Genomic DNA, 19,342 nt, shown 5'->3' on the forward strand with positions numbered 1-19,342 from the left:
CGGTAACAGATGGGATAACCCTGGGACCTAAGATGGGGGCAGGTCCGGGAAAAAACAAGCGCTGTAGTAGGAAATGCAAAGGGGCCCGGAGGCCCCTTTGTTTCATCAAGCGTCAGGCGCGGCCTTGGCCGGCTGCTCGCTGTTCTCGTAGATCAGCAAGGGCTTGGAAGTACCTTCGATGACACTCTCGTCGATTACCACTTTGCTCACCTCGGTCTGCGAGGGGATTTCGTACATGGTATCGAGCAGGATGCCTTCGAGGATGGAGCGGAGGCCACGGGCGCCGGTCTTACGCTCCAGAGCGCGGTGGGCAACTGCCTTCAGCGCATCGGGACGGAATTCGAGATCGACCCCCTCCATCTCGAAGAGCTTGGCGTACTGCTTGGTCAGAGCATTCTTAGGCTCGGTGAGGATCTGCATCAGCGCGGCCTCGTCGAGCTCGTCCAGCGTGGCGATGACCGGCAGACGACCCACGAACTCCGGAATAAGCCCGAACTTCACCAGATCTTCCGGCTCTGCGTCACGGAGGGCTTCGCCGACCTTCTTGCCCAGCTCGACACTGCGGACCTCGGCATTGAAGCCGATACCGCCGCGAGCGGAACGGTTCTGGATGACTTTTTCCAGACCAGCGAACGCACCACCGCAGATGAACAGGATATTGCGCGTGTCGACCTGCAGGAACTCCTGCTGTGGATGCTTGCGACCACCCTGGGGCGGAACCGAAGCGACAGTACCTTCGATGAGTTTCAGGAGCGCCTGCTGCACGCCCTCGCCCGAAACGTCACGGGTGATGGACGGGTTGTCGGACTTGCGCGAAATCTTGTCGATCTCGTCGATATAGACGATGCCCATCTGGGCCTTCTCGACATCGTAATCGCACTTCTGCAGCAGCTTCTGGATGATGTTCTCGACGTCCTCACCCACGTAGCCCGCCTCGGTGAGGGTGGTGGCATCGGCGATGGTGAAGGGGACATTGAGCAGACGAGCCAGCGTCTCGGCCAGCAGCGTCTTGCCCGAGCCGGTCGGGCCGATCAGCAGGATGTTGCTCTTGCCGAGTTCGATATCGTCTTTCTTGTCACGCTGATTGAGGCGCTTGTAGTGGTTGTAGACCGCTACGGCCAGCACCTTCTTGGCACGTTCCTGACCAATGACGTACTGATCGAGGATGGTGCGGATTTCCTTGGGCGCGGGCAGCTTGTGCGCGCTGTTCTCGGCCTGGGCTTCCTGCACCTCCTCGCGGATGATGTCGTTGCACAGGTCCACGCACTCGTCGCAGATAAAGACCGAGGGGCCGGCAATCAATTTGCGCACTTCGTGCTGGCTTTTGCCGCAGAAGGAGCAATAGAGCAGCTTGCCGTTGTCCTCGCCATTGCGGGTGTCAGTCATTCGATCAATCCAATCGGGATAGGCATGAAACACAAGATGAAGGCAAATGCGGGCATTTTCAAGCCCGCGAAGCGGCCGGAGATGTTCCGGCCGCGGTATTGCGGAACCGCTTAGCTCGCCAGTTGGCGCTTGCTGTGGACCTGATCGATGAGGCCGTACTTGACCGCCTCTTCACCGCTCATGAAGTTGTCGCGGTCGGTATCGCGGGCGATGACGTCGATCGGCTGACCGGTGTGGTCGGCGAGGATCTTGTTCAGGCGCTCACGAATGGTCAGGATCTCGCGGGCGTGGATCTCGATGTCCGAAGCCTGGCCCTGGAAACCGCCCAACGGCTGGTGGATCATCATCCGCGAATGCGGCAGGCAGTAGCGCTTGCCGGCAGCGCCACCGGCGAGCAGGAGCGCGCCCATGCTGCAGGCCTGGCCGATGCAGGTGGTGGAAACGTTGGGCTTGATGAACTGCATGGTGTCGTAGATCGACATGCCAGCCGTCACCGAACCGCCCGGGGAGTTGATGTAGAGGTGGATGTCCTTGTCGGGGTTCTCCGCCTCGAGGAAGAGGAGCTGCGCCACGACCAGGTTGGCCATGTAGTCCTCTACCGGGCCAACCAGGAAGATCACCCGCTCCTTCAGGAGGCGTGAGTAGATGTCATAGGCACGTTCGCCACGGGCGGACTGCTCGATCACCATGGGCACGAGGCCACCGGCGGCCTGGATATCAGGGACCTGTTGCTGCATATAAGAATTGCGGGACATGTCCAGCGATCACTCCCTAACTAATGTCATGTCTCAAAGACGCATAAGCCAGCGCGGAGGCTGGCTTATGGTGTGCTCGAACGAGGCGAAACGATCAGGCGGCTTGCGGAGCTTCTACCGGCTTGACTGCATCTTCGTAGGAGACCGCTTTGTCGGTCACGTTGGCCTTCTGCAGGACAGTATCTACAACTTGTTCTTCCAGCACAACAGAACGCACTTCGTTCAGTTGCTGGTCGTTCTTGTAGTACCAGGCCACGACTTGCTCGGGCTCCTGATAAGCGGAAGCCATTTCCTCGATCAGCTCGCGAACACGGGCGTCATCGGGCTTGAGCTCGAACTGCTTGACCACTTCGGCGACGATCAGGCCCAGCACGACGCGGCGCTTGGCTTGCTCTTCGAACAGTTCGGCCGGCAGCTGGTCGGGCTTGATGTTGCCACCGAACTGCTGGACGGCCTGCACGCGCAGACGGTTCACTTCGTTGCCGATCAGGGCCTTCGGCACTTCGATCGGGTTGGCAGCCAGCAGGCCGTCCATCACCTGGTTCTTGACCTTGGACTTGATGGCCTGACGCAGCTCACGCTCCATGTTCTTGCGGACTTCGGCGCGGAAACCTTCCAGACCGCCTTCCTTGATGCCGAACAGGGTGAAGAACTCGTCGTTCAGCTCCGGGAGCTGGGGAGCGGAAACGCTGTTCACGGTGACGGTGAACTCAGCGGTCTTGCCGGCCAGGTCGAGGTTCTGATAATCCTCGGGGAAGGTCGGATTGATGACGCGCTCTTCGCCGGCCTTGACGCCGACCAGTGCCTCTTCGAAGCCCGGAATCATGCGGCCGGAACCCAGAACCAGGGCAGTGCCCTTGGCCGAACCTCCGGCGAAGGCTTCGCCGTCGATCTTGCCGACGAAGTCGATGTTCAGCTGGTCGCCGTTCTCGGCGGCACGCTCGACGGCTTCGAAGCGGGTGTTCTGCTTGCGCAGGATTTCCAGCATGTTGTCGACATCGGCGTCAGACACGTCGGCCTGCAGGCGCTCGATGGCGATGGAATCGAAACCGGCAACCTGGAACTCGGGGAACACTTCGAAGGTGGCGATGAACTCGAGGTCCTTGCCCTTCTCGAACACTTTCGGCTCTACGGAAGGCTGGCCCGCCGGGTTGAGCTTCTGCTCGACGACGGCTTCATAGAAGGAGGACTGGATCAGATCGCCCAGAACTTCCTGACGAGCGGAATCTTCGTAACGCTGACGGATCACGCTCATGGGCACCTTGCCCGGACGGAAGCCAGCGACTTTCGCGCGACGAGCAGTCTGCTGAAGACGCTTGGTGACCTCAGTCTCGATCCGCTCAGCCGGAACGCCAACAGTCATACGGCGCTCGAGAGCGGAGGTGCTTTCAACAGAAACTTGCATGGATATTCCTCGTTGCAGACGTTAGCCGGCCGGACCGGCCCCATAATCAAGGGCATGCATTCTAGAGGAGCGAAATGCAGAAGTCACCCCAGCGGCGACGGCAGATGCAACAGCGCTTTTCCCGTGCTCCGCCTGGACCCGGCAGGCCTCCCCGAGAAGGCCTCAAGGCCAGGGACTACGCCGCCTGGCGCACCACTGGAGCGACGACCGCGGAGGGTGCTTATAATGCGCGACGCCTCCCGCCGACCGACGAAACAACCATGGAAAGCCACGCCCTCAGCAAGGTAATGCTGGTCGAGGACGATCAGAAGCTCGCCCGCCTGATGTCCCAGTACCTCTCCGAACACGGTTTCGAGGTTCGCCAGGTGCACCGTGGCGACACCGCGCTCGACAACTTCGTCGAATTCCGCCCCCAGGCGGTGATGCTCGACCTGATGCTCCCCGGCCAGAGCGGCCTGCACGTCTGCCGCGAGATCCGCCGCATCGCCGACACGCCGATCCTGATGCTCACCGCCAAGGAGAGCGACCTCGACCACATCCTCGGCCTCGAATCCGGTGCCGACGACTACGTGATCAAGCCCATCGAGCCCCCTGTCCTCCTCGCCCGCCTGCGCGCGCTGCTAAGGCGCCATGCCCCAGCCGGCGGCGAGCGCGACAGCCTGGAATTCGGCCGCCTGAACATCGATCGCCGCCGCCGAGGTGCCGAACTGGGCGGCCAGGACATCGAACTCACCACCATGGAGTTCGAACTGCTCTGGCTGCTGGCCGGCCAGGCTGGCGAGATCCTTTCCCGCGACGAGATTCTCAACCGCACCCGCGGCATCGGCTTCGACGGCCTCAACCGCAGCGTCGACGTCTGCATCAGCAAGCTGCGCGCCAAGCTGCAGGACAACCCACGCGAGCCGGTGCGGATCAAGACCGTCTGGGGCAAGGGCTACCTGTTCAACCCCCTGGGCTGGGAGAGCTGAACCATGCTGCGCCTGTTCCTGCGCCTCTATCTGTTGCTCGCGGTGGGCTTCGGCGGCGCCATCTTCGTGGTCGACCACGTCATCTCAACCCTCTTCGCCCCGAGCCTCGAGGAATACAACCGCGAAGCGGTGCGCGGCCAGGCCTACGCCCTCACCGAGCGCCTGCGCCAACTGGACGCCACCGGCCGCGCGCGCCAGATGGATGACTGGCGCCCCCACTACGGCCTGCGCCTGGAGCTGAAGGACGCCAGCGACCTCGCCCTGGACGAGCGCGAGCGCAAGCTGATCCTCAACGACCTGCTGGTCACCCGCGAGAACTACACCCGCTATATAAGCCGCATCGATGACGGCCCGCAGCTGCTGGTGATCGACCTGCCCGCGGAGCCGGCCGGCACCCTGCTCTACACCATCGGCGCCTACCTGCTGCTGGGCTTCCTGGTGGGCCTGGTGCTGTTCCTCTGGGTCCGCCCACACTGGCGCAACCTGGAGACCCTGCGCCTGGCCGCCCAGCGCTTCGGCGACGGCGACCTCGGCACCCGCACGCCGGTATTCCGTGGCTCCGACTGCCGCAAGCTGGCGGAGCACTTCAACCAGATGGCCGATCGCATCGAAAGCCTTATCAGCAACCAGCGCGAGCTGACCAACGCCGTCTCCCACGAACTGCGCACCCCCATTTCCCGCCTCAGCTTCGAACTGGAACAGATGGCCCGCCGCTCCGACCACCCCGACCACCAGGCCCTGGTGGACGACATGCGTGCCGACCTGGGCGAGCTGGAAGGGATGGTCTCCGAACTGCTCACCTATGCGCGCCTGGAGCACAGCGCCATAGGCTCGCACCGCGAGAACATCGACGCCGCCAGCTGGCTGGAAAGCGTGGTCGCCGACGTGGCCCTGGAAGCCGAAGCGGCCGGCGTGCGCTGCGAGATCAGCACCTGCACGGTAGAAAGCCTGCGCATCGAGCCACGCTTCATGGCCCGCGCAGTGATCAACCTGCTGCGCAATGCCATCCGCCATGCCGACCGCCGGGTGGATGTCGCCCTCCTCCAGGACGGTGACAGCTACCAGATCCAGGTCAACGACGACGGCCCGGGCATCCCCGAGGAGTCCCGCCAGCGGGTCTTCGAACCCTTCTCCCGCCTCGACGAGAGCCGCGACCGTCGCACCGGCGGCTTCGGCCTGGGACTGGCCATCGTCCACCGTGTCGCGCAATGGCACGGTGGCCGAGCCGAAGTGCTGGACGCACCACAGGGCGGCGCCTCCTTCCGCCTCAGCTGGGCCCGCCAGGGCTGAGGCGCCGCTTCACAATCTTTCACAGACTGCAGACAAAGCCAGGCGGACTGCCCCACCCCACCGCCCCTAGCATCGGCTCCCTGATCACCCAGGGAGACCCCCATGTTCCACGCGTTGCGCCTGCCATTGCTCGGTTGCCTGCTGGGCAGCGCTGGCTGCCAGGGCCTGCCGAGCACACCGTCGCCGGATATCCGCCAGGGCGACTACAGCGAACTGATCGTCTTCCTGCAGGAGCACATCCGTCAGCAGATGCAGATCCACGAAATACCCGGCCTGGCCCTGGCGCTGGTGGACGACCAGCAGGTGATCTGGGCCCGGGGCTTCGGTTACTCGAACCGCGAGCGACGCCTCTCCGCCGACGAGCACACCGCCTTCCGCGTCGGCTCGCTGTCCAAGCCGATCACCGCCAGCCTCGCCATGCAATTGCGCGAACGGGGAGCCCTGGACCTGGACGCCCCATTGCAATCCAGCCTGCGCGAGTTCTACGTGCGCTCGCGCTTCCACACGGATCAGGCGGCAGCCGACCGGGCGATCACCCTGCGCCGCCTGCTCAGCCACCAATCGGGCCTGCCGACCGACCGCCTCGAAGGCCAGGTCGCCGAGCACCCGCGGCCCCTGGGCGAACTGCCCGCCCTCGCCAGCGGCACCTGGCTGAGCCATAAGCCCGGTACCCAGACCGTCTATTCCAACCTCGGCTACGCCCTGGTCGGCGCGGCTATCGAACGCAGCAGTGACTGCGACTTCGAGCAGTGTGCCCAGGCAGCCCTGCTGCAACCGCTGGGCATGCGCCATGCGAGCTTCCTCGGCAACAGCGCCCAGCAGCCCTACCGCGCACACGGCTATAAAGGAGGCAAGCCCTCGGCGGATCTCAACATAAGGGACCTCTCCGCGGGCAGCCTCTGGGCCAGCCCGGTCGACCTCAGCCACTTCATGCAGATGATCTTCGCCGAGGGCCGTTACCAGGGCCGACAGGTACTACAGCCAACCTCCATCCGCGAGATGCTGCGCCCGCAGAACGTCGGCAACGCGCTGGACCTGGACTGCTCGGTGGGCCTCGGCTGGTTCCTCGATGATTGCGGCGGCGAATTGGCCATCCCGGGCTTGAGCATCGTCGAACACAGCGGCTCGACCGGCGACTTCAATGCCCAGATGATCCTGCTGCCTGAACAGCGCCTCGGCGTCGTCGTCCTCGCCAACTCGGACAGTGCCGCAGCCTTCACAGCTCAGCTCACCAGCCTGTCGATGCGACTGATGCTGCAGGCGCGCGATGGCATGGCAGCCCACCCCGAAAACAACCCGGCGAAGCCTTCCGGCATTGCCGGCCTGCAACGCCCGCACCCACAGGATCGCCGACGCCTGAGCGGGCGCTACGCCACAGGCGCCGGCCTGATCCATATCCATCCCAGGGGCGAACGCCTGTACGCGGAGCTCCCCGGCCTTCGCGTCGAACTGCTGCGGGACGAAGCCGGCTGGCTGAGGGCCCGCAAGAAACTCCTCGGCCTCTGGCCCCAGGATCTGGGCGAGCTGGGCCAATTGCAGCTGGATGTGGTGGAACTGCAAGAGCGCCAGGTGCTGGTCGGCCGCCGACACGGGCAGACGCTATTCATCGGTGAACGCGTAGATGCCGCCCCCATCACTCCCGAATGGGCAGAGCTGGCTGGCGACTATCGCATTGCCGGTGACGCGAGCGACGACAGCACCCTGAGCCTCAGGCTGCGCCTGGAAGACGGCCTGCTCCTGGCCAGCGGTCGCTCCGACGGCGAACCCATCGGCGACTACATCCTGCAGCCACAGGACAATGCCCACGCCATCCTCGCCGGGAGCGGCCGCAGCCTCGGCGACACCCTCACCCTGCGCCCGGACGGCTTCGAAGCCCTGGGCTACCGCTTCGTACGCAATGACGCCAATCCCTGACCACCCAGCCGGCCTGCAAACTACGCGCACGAGAAAACCAACCGGGCGGATGCACCCAGGAAAGGCTCTACAAGAACGTGGAATGAACAGACCGCCCCACCCGACCAGCATCCCTGCCCGATGCCTTGCGGCCGGGCGGGCGGCGAGACTCGAGTAGAACACAGCCCCCAGGGAACGGCACTGCGGCCGGTTGGCGCACGAACCGCGCCCTAAAACGAAAAAAGGCAGCCCCGAGGGAGCTGCCTTTCTCTAACTGCGTATCCGTGATCTTTGGAGGCTCACCTCGCGCAACCCGGACTACGACTGCTTACATGGTGCGGACGGAGAGACTCGAACTCTCACACCTTGCGGCGCCAGAACCTAAATCTGGTGTGTCTACCAATTTCACCACGTCCGCTTGCAACGCTTGAAACGAAAACGCCAGGCACTAGGCCTGGCGCTTTCTCGAATATGGGGTGGACGATGGGAATCGAACCCACGACACCAGGAGCCACAATCCTGTGCTCTACCAACTGAGCTACGCCCACCATATTACGTCTTGCTTGAGCCAAACTTGCCAAATTGGCACGCCCGGCAGGACTCGAACCTGCGACCATCCGCTTAGAAGGCGGATGCTCTATCCAGCTGAGCTACGGGCGCTTATTCATCTGTGGAACAGATTACTAAAAGCTTCGGCTTCAGCAGAAGCCTGTAGACTTCTACGTTTGCCGTCTTACCCAGCTAGGTGCTGTGCTCGACAAGCGGGGCGCATGTTATAGAGGGGCCCCTACCTCGTCAACAGGATTTTAAAAAATATTTATAAAGATAAAGGGGTTACGGGAAAATGCTGACCAGCCGCCTTTGCCCGAAAGCCACGCCATGCGAGAATATGCGCCCTTTTTAGCCCCTTCCGATGGTTAATCACGCGACATGACCGCACAACTGATCGACGGCAAAACGATCGCCGCCCGCCTCCGCCAACAGATAGCCCAGCGCGTCGACGAGCGCCGCCAGCAAGGCCTGCGCATTCCCGGCCTGGCCGTCATCCTGGTTGGCAGCGATCCGGCCTCTCAGGTCTATGTCGCGCACAAGCGCAAGGATTGCGAGGAAGTCGGCTTCATCTCCGAGGCCCACGACCTCCCGGCCAGCACCAGCCAGGAAGACCTGCTGGCGCTGATCGACCGCCTCAACGTCGACCCGACCATCGACGGCATCCTCGTGCAACTGCCGCTGCCTGCGCACCTGGACGCGTCCCTGCTGCTCGAACGCATCAGCCCGGACAAGGACGTGGACGGCTTCCACCCCTACAACATCGGCCGCCTGGCCCAGCGCATGCCGCTGCTGCGCCCCTGCACGCCGAAGGGGATCATGACCCTGCTGGAAAGCACCGGGGCCGATCTCTACGGCATGGACGCGGTCGTCGTCGGCGCCTCCAACATCGTCGGCCGCCCCATGGCCCTGGAGCTGCTGCTGGCCGGCTGCACCGTCACCGTCACCCACCGCTTCACCAAGGACCTGGCCGGCCACGTGGGCCGCGCCGACCTGGTGGTGGTCGCCGCCGGCAAGCCGGGCCTGGTCAAGGGCGAGTGGATCAAGGAAGGCGCCATCGTCATCGACGTCGGCATCAACCGCCAGGAAGACGGCAAGCTGGTGGGCGACGTGGAATACGAGCCGGCCCTGCAACGCGCCAGCTGGATCACCCCGGTCCCGGGCGGCGTCGGCCCCATGACCCGCGCCTGCCTGCTGGAAAACACCCTCCACGCGGCGGAAACCCTGCACGACTGAGCAGCGGCAGCACCATGAAAAACGGCACCCTCGGGTGCCGTTTCTCGTTTCAGCGAACAGGCCCCGGGCGTCCGGGACCTGCCTTCCCGCCTTATTTCTTCTGCCAGGATTTGACCAGCTCGTCGTAGCTCACGGTCTCGCCCTTCGGCTTCTCGTTGGCCAGCTTCGGCTTCGGCGCACCCGGCTGGTCGAACCAGTACTGGGCGTCACGCTCCTCGTTGAGCTTCGGCCCGCACTCGCCCTGCACGCCGGAGCGCTCGATGCGCGCCATCATGGTGTCCTGCGCGGCGGCCAGGCCATCCAGGGCTTCCTGCGGGGTCTTGTCGCCGCTGGCGGCTTCGGCGATGAACTGCCACCACAGCTGCGCCAGGCGCGGGTAGTCCGGGACGTTGGTGCCGGTGGGCGACCACTGCAGGCGCGCCGGGCTGCGGTAGAACTCCACCAGCCCGCCGAGCTTCGGTGCCGCGTCGGTCATCGCCTGGGAGTTGATGTCCGATTCGCGGATCGGCGTCAGCCCCACCAGGGTCTTCTTCAGCGAAACGGTCTTGGCGGTGACGAACTGCGCGTAGAGCCAGGCCGCCAGGCGCTGCTTCTCGGGGGTGGACTTGAGGAAGGTCCAGGAACCGGTGTCCTGGTAGCCCAGCTTCATGCCCTCCTCCCAGTACGGGCCCTTGGGCGACGGCGCCATGCGCCACTTCGGCGTGCCGTCGGCGTTGACCACCGGCAGCCCGGGCTTGGTCATGTCGGCGGTGAAGGCGGTGTACCAGAAGATCTGCTGGGCGATGTTGCCCTGCGCGGGCACCGGGCCAGCCTCGGAGAAGGTCATGCCCTGGGCTTCCGGCGGCGCGTACTGGTGCAGCCAGTCGACGTACTTCTGGGTCGCATAGACCGCCGCCGGGCCGTTGGTATCGCCACCACGGGTGACGCTGGAGCCCACCGGGCGGCAACCCTCGACGCGGATGCCCCACTCGTCCACCGGCAGGCCGTTGGGCAGGCCCTTGTCGCCGCCGCCGGCCATGGAGAACCAGGCGTCGGTGAAGCGCCAGCCGAGGGACGGGTCCTTCTTGCCGTAGTCCATGTGGCCATACACGCGCTTGCCGTCGATCTCCTTCACGTGCTTGCTGAAGAACTCGGCGATGTCCTCGTAGGCGGACCAGTTCACCGGTACGCCCAGCTCGTAGCCGTAGATTTCCTTGAACTTGGCCTTCAGCTCCGGCTTCTCGAACCAGTCGGCGCGGAACCAGTAGAGGTTGGCGAACTGCTGGTCGGGCAGTTGGTAGATCTTCTTGTCCGGCCCGGTGGTGAAGGAGATGCCGATGAAGTCGTTGAGGTCCAGGGTCGGCGAGGTCACGTCCTTGCCTTCGTTGGCCATCATGTCGGTGATCGAGACCGCCTTGCCGTAGCGGAAGTGGGTGCCGATCAGGTCCGAGTCGTTGACCCAGCCGTCATAGATGTTCTTGCCCGACTGCATCTGCGTCTGCAGCTTCTCCACCACGTCGCCTTCCTGCATCAGGTCGTGCTTGAGCTTGATGCCGGTGATCTCGCTGAAGGCCTTGGCCAGCACCTTGGACTCGTACTCATGGGTGGCGATGGTCTCCGAGGCGACGTTGATCTCCATGCCGCGGAACGGCTCGGCGGCCTTGATGAACCACTTCAGCTCCGCCAGCTGCTGCTCCTTGCTCAGGGTCGAGGGCTGGAACTCCGCGTCGATCCACTTCTTCGCCGCATCCTCATAGGCATCGGCCCAGGCCGCGCCACTCAATCCAGACAACGCCAGCAGGGCCGCCATCGCCATGCTATGTCGGGTCTTGTAATTGTTTTCGAACATAGACACCTCCTTGGGGATTTTGAACGGTCGCAACTAGCCGAAGCGCATCACGACCAACAACCACACGACGGATAGCGCAGACGCTACCCACAGGTTCCAGCTGGTCGCGCCTATCACCAGCAGGTGCAGGTAGGCGCTCCCGAGCAGCCCGATGAACAGCCGGTCGCCACGGGTGGTGACGATCGGCAGGAAGCCCTTGCGCTCGACGCAGGGCGAACGCAGCTCCCAGATACCCATCAGCAACAGCACCAGCGCGATGCTGCCGAAGAAGGTCGCGGTGGGCAGGGTCCAGGCCATCCATTCCATAAGTCACCTCATACCCGGCCGAGGGCGAAGCCCTTGGCCACGTGGTTGCGTACGAACCAGATCACCAGCACGCCCGGCAGGATGGTCAGCACCCCCGCCGCCGCCAGCACGCCCCAGTCGATCCCCGAGGCGGACACGGTGCGGGTCATCACCGCCACGATCGGCTTGGCATTCACCGACGTCAGGGTGCGTGCCAGCAGCAGCTCGACCCAGGAGAACATGAAGCAGAAGAACGCCGTCACGCCGATGCCCGAGCCGATCAGCGGGATGAAGATCTTGGCGAAGAAGCGCGGGAAGCTGTAGCCGTCGATATAGGCCGTCTCGTCGATCTCCTTCGGCACCCCCGACATGAAGCCCTCGAGGATCCACACCGCCAGCGGCACGTTGAACAGGCAATGGGCCAGGGCCACGGCGATATGGGTGTCGAACAGGCCGATGGACGAATACAGCTGGAAGAACGGCAGCAGGAACACCGCCGGCGGCGCCATGCGGTTGGTCAGCAGCCAGAAGAACAGGTGCTTGTCCCCCAGGAAGCGGTAGCGCGAGAAGGCGTAGGCCGCCGGCAGCGCCACCGCCAGGGAGATCACCGTATTCAGGCACACGTAGTAGAGCGAGTTGAGGTAGCCCTCGTACCAGCTCGGGTCGGTGAAGATCACCTGGTAGTTGCGCAGGGTGAACTCGTGGGGCCAGAGCGTCAGGCCGCCGAGTATCTCGGTGTTGCTCTTGAACGACATGTTCAGCAGCCAGTAGATCGGCACCAGCAGGAACAGGATGTAGGCGAGCAGCACCAGGGTTTTGCGTGGCGTCATGGGCGGCCTCAGCTCTTCGAGTCGTCGTGGGTCATGGCCGTGTAGAACAGCCAGGACACCAGCAGGATGATGAGGAAGTACACCAGCGAGAATGCCGCCGCCGGTCCCAGGTCGAACTGCCCCACCGCCATCTTGGTCAGCGTCTGGCTGAGGAAGGTGGTGGCGTTGCCCGGCCCGCCGCCGGTGAGCACGAAGGGCTCGGTGTAGATCATGAAGCTGTCCATGAAGCGCAGCATCACGGCGATCAGCAGCACGCTCTTCATCTTCGGCAGCTGGATGTGGCGGAACACCGCCCAGCCCGAGGCACGGTCGATGCGCGCCGCCTGGTAGTAGGCATTGGGGATGGCGCGCAGGCCGGAATAGCACAGCAGCGCCACCAGCGAGGTCCAGTGCCACACGTCCATCACCAGCACCGTCACCCAGGCATCCATGGTGTTGGAGGCGTAGTTGTAGCTGATGCCCAGCTTGCTCAGGGCCCAGCCCAGCAGGCCGATGTCGGCGCGGCCGAATATCTGCCAGATGGTGCCGATCACGTTCCACGGGATCAGCAGCGGGATGGCCATCACGATCAGGCTGGCCGAAGCCCAGCGCCCCCGGGTCGGCATGCAAAGGGCGATACCGATGCCCAGCGGGATCTCGATCAGCAGCACGCAGGCGGAGAAGATGAACTGGCGCAACAGCGAGTCGTGCAGGCGCGGGTCCTGCAGCACCTGCTTGTACCACTCGGTGCCGACGAAGGTGCGGGTGGAGGCATCGAAGATGTCCTGCACCGAATAGTTCACCACAGTCATCATCGGCAGGATGGCGCTGAAGGCCACCAGCAGGAACACCGGCAGCACCAGCCACCAGGCCTTGTTGTTGATCACCTTGTCGGTCATGGCGCCACCTCCACCAGCAAGTCATCGGCGTAGAGCATCAGCCACTGCGAGGGGAAGCCGATCCACGCCGTGCCGCGCGGTACCGCCTGGTCTTCCTGCATACGCGCCTTGAGGCGTTGCCCATCCAGGTTCAGGGTGAGGATCTTGTAGGTGCCCAGGTCCTCCACGTGGGTCACCTCGCCGGCCAGGGCGTCGACGAAAGGCTCGTCGCTGACGTGCACGAACTCCGGGCGGATGCCCAGCTTCAGGCTGCTCCAGCCACCCCTGGCCAGGTGCGCCGCCATGGCAGGGGCCAGGGGCACCCGGGTGGCGCCGAAGACCAGCGCCTCACCCTCCGGGCGCACCTCGATCAGGTTCATCCCAGGGCTGCCGATGAAGAAGCCGACGAAGGTGTGCAGCGGCCGCTCGAACAGCTCGCGCGGGGTGCCGAACTGGACGATGCGGCCCTCGTACATGACCGCGATCTTGTCGGCGAAGGTCGAGGCCTCCAACTGGTCGTGGGTCACGTAGATCATGGTGATGTTGAACTGCTCGTGGATCTGCTTGAGCTTGCGCCGCAGCTTCCACTTCAGGTGCGGGTCGATCACCGTCAGCGGCTCGTCGAAGAGGATCGCCGACACGTCGTCGCGCACCAGCCCGCGCCCCATCGACACCTTCTGCTTCTCGTCCGCCGTCAGGTTGCGCGCCTTGCGCTTGAGCAGGTGGTGCAGGTCGAGCACCTCGGCGATCTCGCTGACCTTGCTCAGCACCCGCGACTCGGGCAGGCCCTGGTTGCGCAGCGGGAAGGCCAGGTTGTCGAACACCGTCATGGTGTCGTAGACCACCGGGAACTGGAAAACCTGGGCGATGTTGCGTGCCTCCGGCGGCAGCAGGTTGACCTCGCGGGTGTCGAACAGCACCTGCCCTTCGGACGGGCTGAGCAGCCCGGAGATGATGTTCAGCAGGGTCGACTTGCCGCAGCCCGAAGGCCCCAGCAGCGCATAGGCGCCGCCCTGCTCCCAGACGTGGTCCATCGCCAGGATGGCGTAGTCCTCCGGCCCCTTCGGCTGGCTGGCGTAGCTGTGAGCGAGGCTCTGCAGGCGTATCTCGGCCATGGGCGGCTCCTCAGGTACGACGGCTCGGCGCCAGGACCAGGCGGTCCTGGGCGTCGAAGACGAAGAGTTTGTGGGTGGGGATGTAGATGCGGATCGGCGCATCCACGTCGTACTCGTGCACGCCCTGCAGGTGCAGGACCAGGGCGAAGTGCTCGCTGCGCACATGGAGGAAGGTCTCGGAGCCACTGATCTCGGCCAGCTCCACCTTCACCGCCAGTTCCAGGTCGTCGTCGTTGGACGGCACCAGGCCGATGTGGCCGGGGCGCACGCCGAAGCGGTAGGCGCCCTCGCCCAGCTCGCGCAGCTCGGTGGTCAGGGGGAAGTGCACGAAGTCGCGGAAGCTCACCTCGCCCTCGCTGATGCGCCCGTCCACCAGGTTGATCGGCGGCTCGGAGAACAGCTCGGCGGCCAGCACCTGCTGCGGCCGCTGGTAGACCTCGGTGGTCGGCCCGCTCTGGATCACCCGCCCCTCGTGGAGGATGGTCGCGGTGCCGCCCAGGGCCAGCGCCTCGTTGGGCTCGGTGGTGGCGTACACGGCGATGCTGCGACGGGTACGGAACAGCTCGCGCATCTCCTGGCGCAGCTCCTCGCGCAACTTGTAGTCGAGGTTGACCAGGGGCTCGTCGAACAGCACCAGGTCGGCATCCTTGACCAGCGCGCGGGCCATGGCCGTGCGCTGCTGCTGGCCGCCGGAAAGCTCCAGCGGGTGGCGTTGCAGGAACTTCTCGATGCGCAGCATCTGCGCCGTCTCGCGCACCTTGCGCTCGATCTCCTCGCGGCCCACGCCGTTCTGCCGCAACGGCGAGGCGATGTTCTCGAACACCGTGAGGTTGGGGTAGTTGATGAACTGCTGGTAGACCATCGACACGTTGCGGCGGCGCACCGGCACACCGGTCACGTCGACGCCGTTGAGCAGGATGCGCCCGCTGCTGGGCTTGTCCAGCCCGGCCATCAGGCGCATCAGCGACGTCTTGCCGGCCAGGGTCCGGCCGACCAGCACGTTGAAGGAGCCCGGCTCGAAGCTCAGGCAGGCGTCGTCGATGTAGACCTGGTGGTCGACGACGCGGCAGACATGCTCCAGCGTTAACGACATGGCGTGTCCTTGTGGTTGTTCTCAGCCATTGGCGGCTCTGGGCCGCACTACCACAAGGCGACTTCCGTGCCAGGACACGAAAATCCACTTCATCCCGTTGATTTATAAGAACTTAGAGCGCAATCAGCGCCCCGCAGGGATGTTCACTTGAACAGAATTGAACATTCGAATGTGAACAACTGAACATCTCGGGCGTTGACTTTGAACAGTCATGAACAACACTGCTCGGATCGCCGCAGAGCGAATGCCCCATAACAACAAGAACGCTGCGAGGCTCACATGGCCACTCCTGCCCAGGCGCCCGCCCCGGCGCCGAACCACGATGCGATCGTCCGCGACTCGTGGAACCGCTGCCGCGACTTCGGCCTTACCCACCAGAGCCGGCCGAGCTTCGGCGACGCGGCTGCGGGCGATGTCTCGGCGTTGCTGGAAAGCCGGCACTTCCTGGTGCAGACCACCCATCAGGAGGTCCTGCCCTATTACGAAAACATCCTCGCCAACTCCAACTGCCTGATCATGCTCGCCGACAGCCGGGGCCAGCTGCTGCAGTCCTGGGGCGACCGCCGCTTCGTCGAACCCTCACAGGCCGCCGGCTTCGTCGCCGGTGCCCTGTGGCAGGAGCGCACCACCGGCACCAACGCCATCGGCACCGCGCTGGCCTGCGGCCAGGCCGTGCACATCCAGCGCGACGAGCATTTCCTCAAGGCCAACCGCTTCATGACCGGCTCCGCCTCGCCGATCTTCGACGCCACGCGGCAGATGATCGGCGTGCTCGACGTCTCCAGCGACAGCTACCTGCCGCCCTCGCACACCCTGGGCATGGTCAAGATGATGAGCCAGTCGGTGGAGAACCGGCTGATCCTCGGGCGCTTCAAGGACGACTACTTCCAGCTCAGCTTCAATACCAGCCTGGACAACCTCGACAGCCAGTGGGCCGGGCTGCTGGTGTTCGACGAGGCCGGCCAGGTGGTCTCGGCCAACCGCCGCGCCGACTCGCTGCTGGGCATTGGCCTGTCGTGGATGAACATCGAGAGCCTGTTCGACCTCAGCTTGCCGCAGTTGCTGGCGCAACCGGACAACCTGCCCTTCCCGCTTCGCGCCGCCGGCCGCTACCGCTTCCACGGCCGCCTGCTGCGCCCGCGCAAGCCGCGCATCGAGGCCCGCGACTTCCGCCCGGCCCCGGCCGCATCGGGCGAAGCGCCGACCGGCGAGCTGGCCCTGGGCGCCATCAGCCTCGGCGATGCCCGCGTCGACCGCGTGGTGCAACAGGCACAACGGCTGCTGGAAAAGGACATCCCCATCCTCATCCAGGGCGAAACCGGCGTCGGCAAGGAGGTGTTCGTCAAGGCCCTGCACCAGGCCAGCTCCCGCGCCGGCAAGGCGCTGGTGGCGGTGAACTGCGCGGCCATCCCGGCCGAACTGGTGGAGTCGGAGCTGTTCGGTTACGAAAAGGGCGCCTTCACCGGCGCCAACCAGAAGGGCAGCGTCGGCCTGATCCGCAAGGCGCACCAGGGCACCCTGTTCCTCGACGAGATCGGCGACATGCCCCTCAACGTCCAGGCCCGCCTGCTGCGGGTGCTGCAGGAACGCAGCGTGCAGCCGCTCGGCGGCGGCGAGCCCTACCCGGTGGACATCCGCCTGGTGTCGGCCACCAACCGCCCGCTGCGCCAGGATGTGGACGCCGGGCTGTTCCGCCAGGACCTCTACTACCGTGTCAGCGGCCTCAACCTCGAACTGCCGCCCCTGCGCGAACGCAGCGACCGTGGCGAACTGTTCCTCCGCCTCTGGGAACAGCACCGCGAGCCGCGCCAATGGGCCGGCTTCAGCCGCGACGTGCTGGAGCTGTTCATGGCCCACCCCTGGCCCGGCAACCTGCGCCAGGCCGGCAGCGTGATCCAGGTCGCCCTGGCCATGGCCGAGGAACACCCCATCCGCCGCGAGCACCTGCCGGATGACTTCTTCGCCGATCTGCCAGACGCCCCGCAGCCCAACCCCGGCGCCACGCCAGCGCAGCCAACGGACGAAAGCCTCGCCGCCCAGCTCCAGGCCTGCGGCGGCAACATCTCCGACCTCGCCCGGCGCCTCAACCTCAGCCGCAACACCCTGTACAAGCGCCTGCGGGAACAGGGCCTGTATCCGGGCGGCTGATGCCGGTGCACCGCGCGGATACGGTTTGGACAATCCCAGGGGCAGCGACCTCGTGGGAACGGATTCAAGCGCGATTGCCCACCACAGCGATGCCGGGCTCCACACGACGGCAGGGCCTTGCACCCGGCGCGCCATGACGCTCATCCCCGCGCAATCACCTCCACTGCACGGCCCTTGCGCTTGTCCAGCAGGTACTCGCGATCCACCAGGGAGGCGCCGAAAAACTCCCTGAGCGTCGGCCCCATCTTCATCAGCCGGGTGGCGAAGAGGAACTCCGCCACCTCGTGGAACCAGACCCGCCGGCCGATGCGGGTGTACCAGCGCATGGCGTGACGGAAGTCGGCATCGGGATGGAACACCAGCCGGGCAAGCGCCCGTGGGCGGGCCTGCATGCAGACCTCGATGGCCTTGAACCAGAGGAACACCCGCCAGGCCGGCACACGCTGCACCGCCAGCACCTGGTGCTTGTAGTCCCAGCGGCGGGTGTCGGTCTGGATCACCCGGCGCTGCGCCGCCGTCTCGTAGAAGGGCGTCCAGCGGTGCGGGGTGACGTAGAGCAGCTGGATCTGGTCCGGGTCGTAGCGCAGCAGGTGGCGCAGGGAGCGCCAGTAGTCCAGGTCGGTCTCCTCCTGGAAGCCGATCACGTAGGTGGCCATGGAGACGATGCCGTGCTGGCGCAACAGGCGGATCGCCTCCTGGTCCTCGCGGGTGGTGCCGCCCTTGCGAATCGCCTCCAGGGTGCCCTCGTCGTAGCTCTCGATGCCCAGCAGGAAGCGGATCACCCCGGCCTTGCGGTACAGGTGGAGGATGTCGGCGTCGCGGACGATGTCCCCGGCACGGGTGGAACCCACCAGCAGCAGCGGCACGTCCTCGGCGATCAGGGCCTCGAGGAAGGCCTTCCACATCCTGCGCGAACCGGTGGGCAGCTCGTCGGCGAAGTTGATCAGCTCCACGCCCTGCTCCCGGTGCAGGCGTGCCAGCTCCCGGGCCAGGCGCACCGGGTCGCGGTGCCGCCAGCGGGTCCAGAACCCGCGCTGCCCGCAGTAGTTGCACAGGTAGGGACACCCCCGGGAGAACTGCACCACCACCGCCCGCTTGCCACCCCAATAGGCGTAGTCGGCGTGGTCGATCAGCTCCCAGCCCACACGGTAGTCGTCGAGGTTGCGCAACATGGCGGCAGCGGGCGTGGCGTAGGGTTCGCCCAGGTAGCGCAAGGCGATGCCGTGGACCTCCAGCGGCGAGCCCCCCTGCGCCAGCGCCTGTATCAGCGAGAGGGCGGTCTGCTCGCCCTCCCCGCGTACGATGAAATCAACTTCCGCCACCTGCTGGAGGATCTCGTCCCAGTGATAGCTGGGGTGCACCCCGCCGTAGACGATGACCAGCCCGGGCAGCACGGCCTTGAGGGCGCGGCAGATGTCCACCACCGTCGGGTGCGCCGAACTGGAACCGGAGTGCCCGAGCATCACCACATCCGGCGCCGTCGCCTGGATGCGCGCCACGATCTGCGCGACGCTCAGTCCCTCGCGGTCCGCATCCAGCAGCGAGACGTGGAAGCCCGCGTCCAGCAGCGGCCCGCCGATGGCGAGCAGCCCCAGGGGCGGCAGGTGCTCGCGGGGCATGCGACTGCCGATGGCGGTGTGGGGCGGGTTGATCAGGGTGATGTCCACGGCGACGTCCTTTTGCTCGGGGCGGGACGCCTTTATG

General features: G+C 65.1%; 15 protein-coding genes and 3 tRNA genes. 5 read left to right on the forward strand and 13 right to left on the reverse strand.

What is annotated here, in order from left to right:
- Positions 1 to 105 precede the first annotated feature (105 nt).
- The 3 genes from clpX to tig all read right to left on the reverse strand — a co-directional run bounded on the left by clpX (position 106) and on the right by tig (position 3,546).
- Positions 106 to 1,386, reverse strand: coding sequence for an ATP-dependent Clp protease ATP-binding subunit ClpX (clpX, locus tag ACYJSS_RS09545; RefSeq protein ID WP_111261325.1), 1,281 nt, complete (start codon positions 1,384 to 1,386; stop codon positions 106 to 108).
- A 110-nt stretch (positions 1,387 to 1,496) separates the two neighbouring features.
- Positions 1,497 to 2,141 (reverse strand): ATP-dependent Clp endopeptidase proteolytic subunit ClpP, encoded by a 645-nt coding sequence (gene clpP, locus ACYJSS_RS09550; protein ID WP_111261324.1) that lies wholly within the window; start codon positions 2,139 to 2,141, stop codon positions 1,497 to 1,499.
- A gap of 94 nt (positions 2,142 to 2,235) precedes the next feature.
- Positions 2,236 to 3,546, reverse strand: a complete 1,311-nt coding sequence (gene tig / locus ACYJSS_RS09555; protein WP_111261323.1) for a trigger factor — start codon at positions 3,544 to 3,546, stop codon at positions 2,236 to 2,238.
- Between the two features lie 260 nt (positions 3,547 to 3,806).
- On the opposite strand from tig, the gene ACYJSS_RS09560 reads away from it, so the two are divergent.
- The 3 genes from ACYJSS_RS09560 (at position 3,807) to ACYJSS_RS09570 (ending at position 7,718) form a co-directional block, all read left to right on the forward strand.
- A complete protein-coding gene (locus tag ACYJSS_RS09560) occupies positions 3,807 to 4,514 on the forward strand; it encodes a response regulator (protein ID WP_111261322.1) in 708 nt (235 codons plus the stop codon).
- Between the two features lie 3 nt (positions 4,515 to 4,517).
- On the forward strand, positions 4,518 to 5,804 hold the full coding sequence (locus ACYJSS_RS09565) for an ATP-binding protein (protein ID WP_111261321.1): 1,287 nt from the start codon (positions 4,518 to 4,520) through the stop codon (positions 5,802 to 5,804).
- 102 nt (positions 5,805 to 5,906) lie between these two features.
- Positions 5,907 to 7,718 carry a serine hydrolase domain-containing protein gene (locus ACYJSS_RS09570; protein ID WP_236205667.1) on the forward strand — a complete coding sequence of 604 codons (1,812 nt, stop codon included), beginning with the start codon at positions 5,907 to 5,909 and terminating at the stop codon, positions 7,716 to 7,718.
- A 312-nt stretch (positions 7,719 to 8,030) separates the two neighbouring features.
- On the opposite strand, the gene ACYJSS_RS09575 is transcribed toward ACYJSS_RS09570, so the two are convergent.
- The 3 genes from ACYJSS_RS09575 to ACYJSS_RS09585 form a co-directional block, all read right to left on the reverse strand.
- Positions 8,031 to 8,115: transfer RNA gene (locus ACYJSS_RS09575), tRNA-Leu, on the reverse strand.
- Between the two features lie 54 nt (positions 8,116 to 8,169).
- Positions 8,170 to 8,245 (reverse strand) — tRNA-His (locus ACYJSS_RS09580).
- 35 nt (positions 8,246 to 8,280) lie between these two features.
- Positions 8,281 to 8,357 (reverse strand) — tRNA-Arg (locus tag ACYJSS_RS09585).
- Positions 8,358 to 8,627: 270 nt separating this feature from the next.
- Between ACYJSS_RS09585 and folD the strand changes: the two genes are divergently transcribed.
- Positions 8,628 to 9,482: a bifunctional methylenetetrahydrofolate dehydrogenase/methenyltetrahydrofolate cyclohydrolase FolD gene (gene folD, locus ACYJSS_RS09590; RefSeq protein WP_111261319.1), complete on the forward strand. Its 855-nt coding sequence runs from the start codon at positions 8,628 to 8,630 to the stop codon at positions 9,480 to 9,482.
- A gap of 91 nt (positions 9,483 to 9,573) precedes the next feature.
- On the opposite strand, the gene ACYJSS_RS09595 is transcribed toward folD, so the two are convergent.
- The 6 genes from ACYJSS_RS09595 to ACYJSS_RS09620 are packed head-to-tail and all read right to left on the reverse strand — an operon-like array spanning position 9,574 to position 15,490.
- Positions 9,574 to 11,310, reverse strand: coding sequence for an ABC transporter substrate-binding protein (locus ACYJSS_RS09595; RefSeq protein WP_111261318.1), 1,737 nt, complete (start codon positions 11,308 to 11,310; stop codon positions 9,574 to 9,576).
- A gap of 33 nt (positions 11,311 to 11,343) precedes the next feature.
- The gene (locus tag ACYJSS_RS09600) at positions 11,344 to 11,616 is read right to left on the reverse strand and encodes a DUF2160 domain-containing protein (RefSeq protein ID WP_111261317.1); all 273 of its coding nucleotides are present in this window, start codon (positions 11,614 to 11,616) and stop codon (positions 11,344 to 11,346) included.
- 8 nt (positions 11,617 to 11,624) lie between these two features.
- A complete protein-coding gene (locus tag ACYJSS_RS09605; RefSeq protein WP_111261316.1) occupies positions 11,625 to 12,425 on the reverse strand; it encodes a carbohydrate ABC transporter permease in 801 nt (266 codons plus the stop codon).
- Positions 12,426 to 12,433: 8 nt separating this feature from the next.
- Entirely contained in the window at positions 12,434 to 13,303 is an 870-nt protein-coding gene (locus ACYJSS_RS09610) for a carbohydrate ABC transporter permease (protein WP_236205668.1), read from the reverse strand.
- Entirely contained in the window at positions 13,300 to 14,397 is a 1,098-nt protein-coding gene (locus ACYJSS_RS09615) for an ABC transporter ATP-binding protein (RefSeq protein WP_111261314.1), read from the reverse strand. The genes ACYJSS_RS09610 and ACYJSS_RS09615 overlap by 4 nt, the downstream gene beginning before the upstream one ends.
- A 10-nt stretch (positions 14,398 to 14,407) precedes the next feature.
- Positions 14,408 to 15,490, reverse strand: a complete 1,083-nt coding sequence (locus ACYJSS_RS09620; protein ID WP_213629038.1) for an ABC transporter ATP-binding protein — start codon at positions 15,488 to 15,490, stop codon at positions 14,408 to 14,410.
- A 279-nt stretch (positions 15,491 to 15,769) separates the two neighbouring features.
- On the opposite strand from ACYJSS_RS09620, the gene ACYJSS_RS09625 reads away from it, so the two are divergent.
- Positions 15,770 to 17,638, forward strand: coding sequence for a sigma-54-dependent Fis family transcriptional regulator (locus ACYJSS_RS09625; protein ID WP_236205669.1), 1,869 nt, complete (start codon positions 15,770 to 15,772; stop codon positions 17,636 to 17,638).
- Positions 17,639 to 17,778: 140 nt separating this feature from the next.
- On the opposite strand, the gene bchE is transcribed toward ACYJSS_RS09625, so the two are convergent.
- A complete protein-coding gene (bchE, locus tag ACYJSS_RS09630) occupies positions 17,779 to 19,305 on the reverse strand; it encodes a magnesium-protoporphyrin IX monomethyl ester anaerobic oxidative cyclase (protein WP_236205670.1) in 1,527 nt (508 codons plus the stop codon).
- Between the last annotated feature and the right edge of the window lie 37 nt (positions 19,306 to 19,342).

The organism is Pseudomonas sp. No.21, assembly GCF_054558415.1.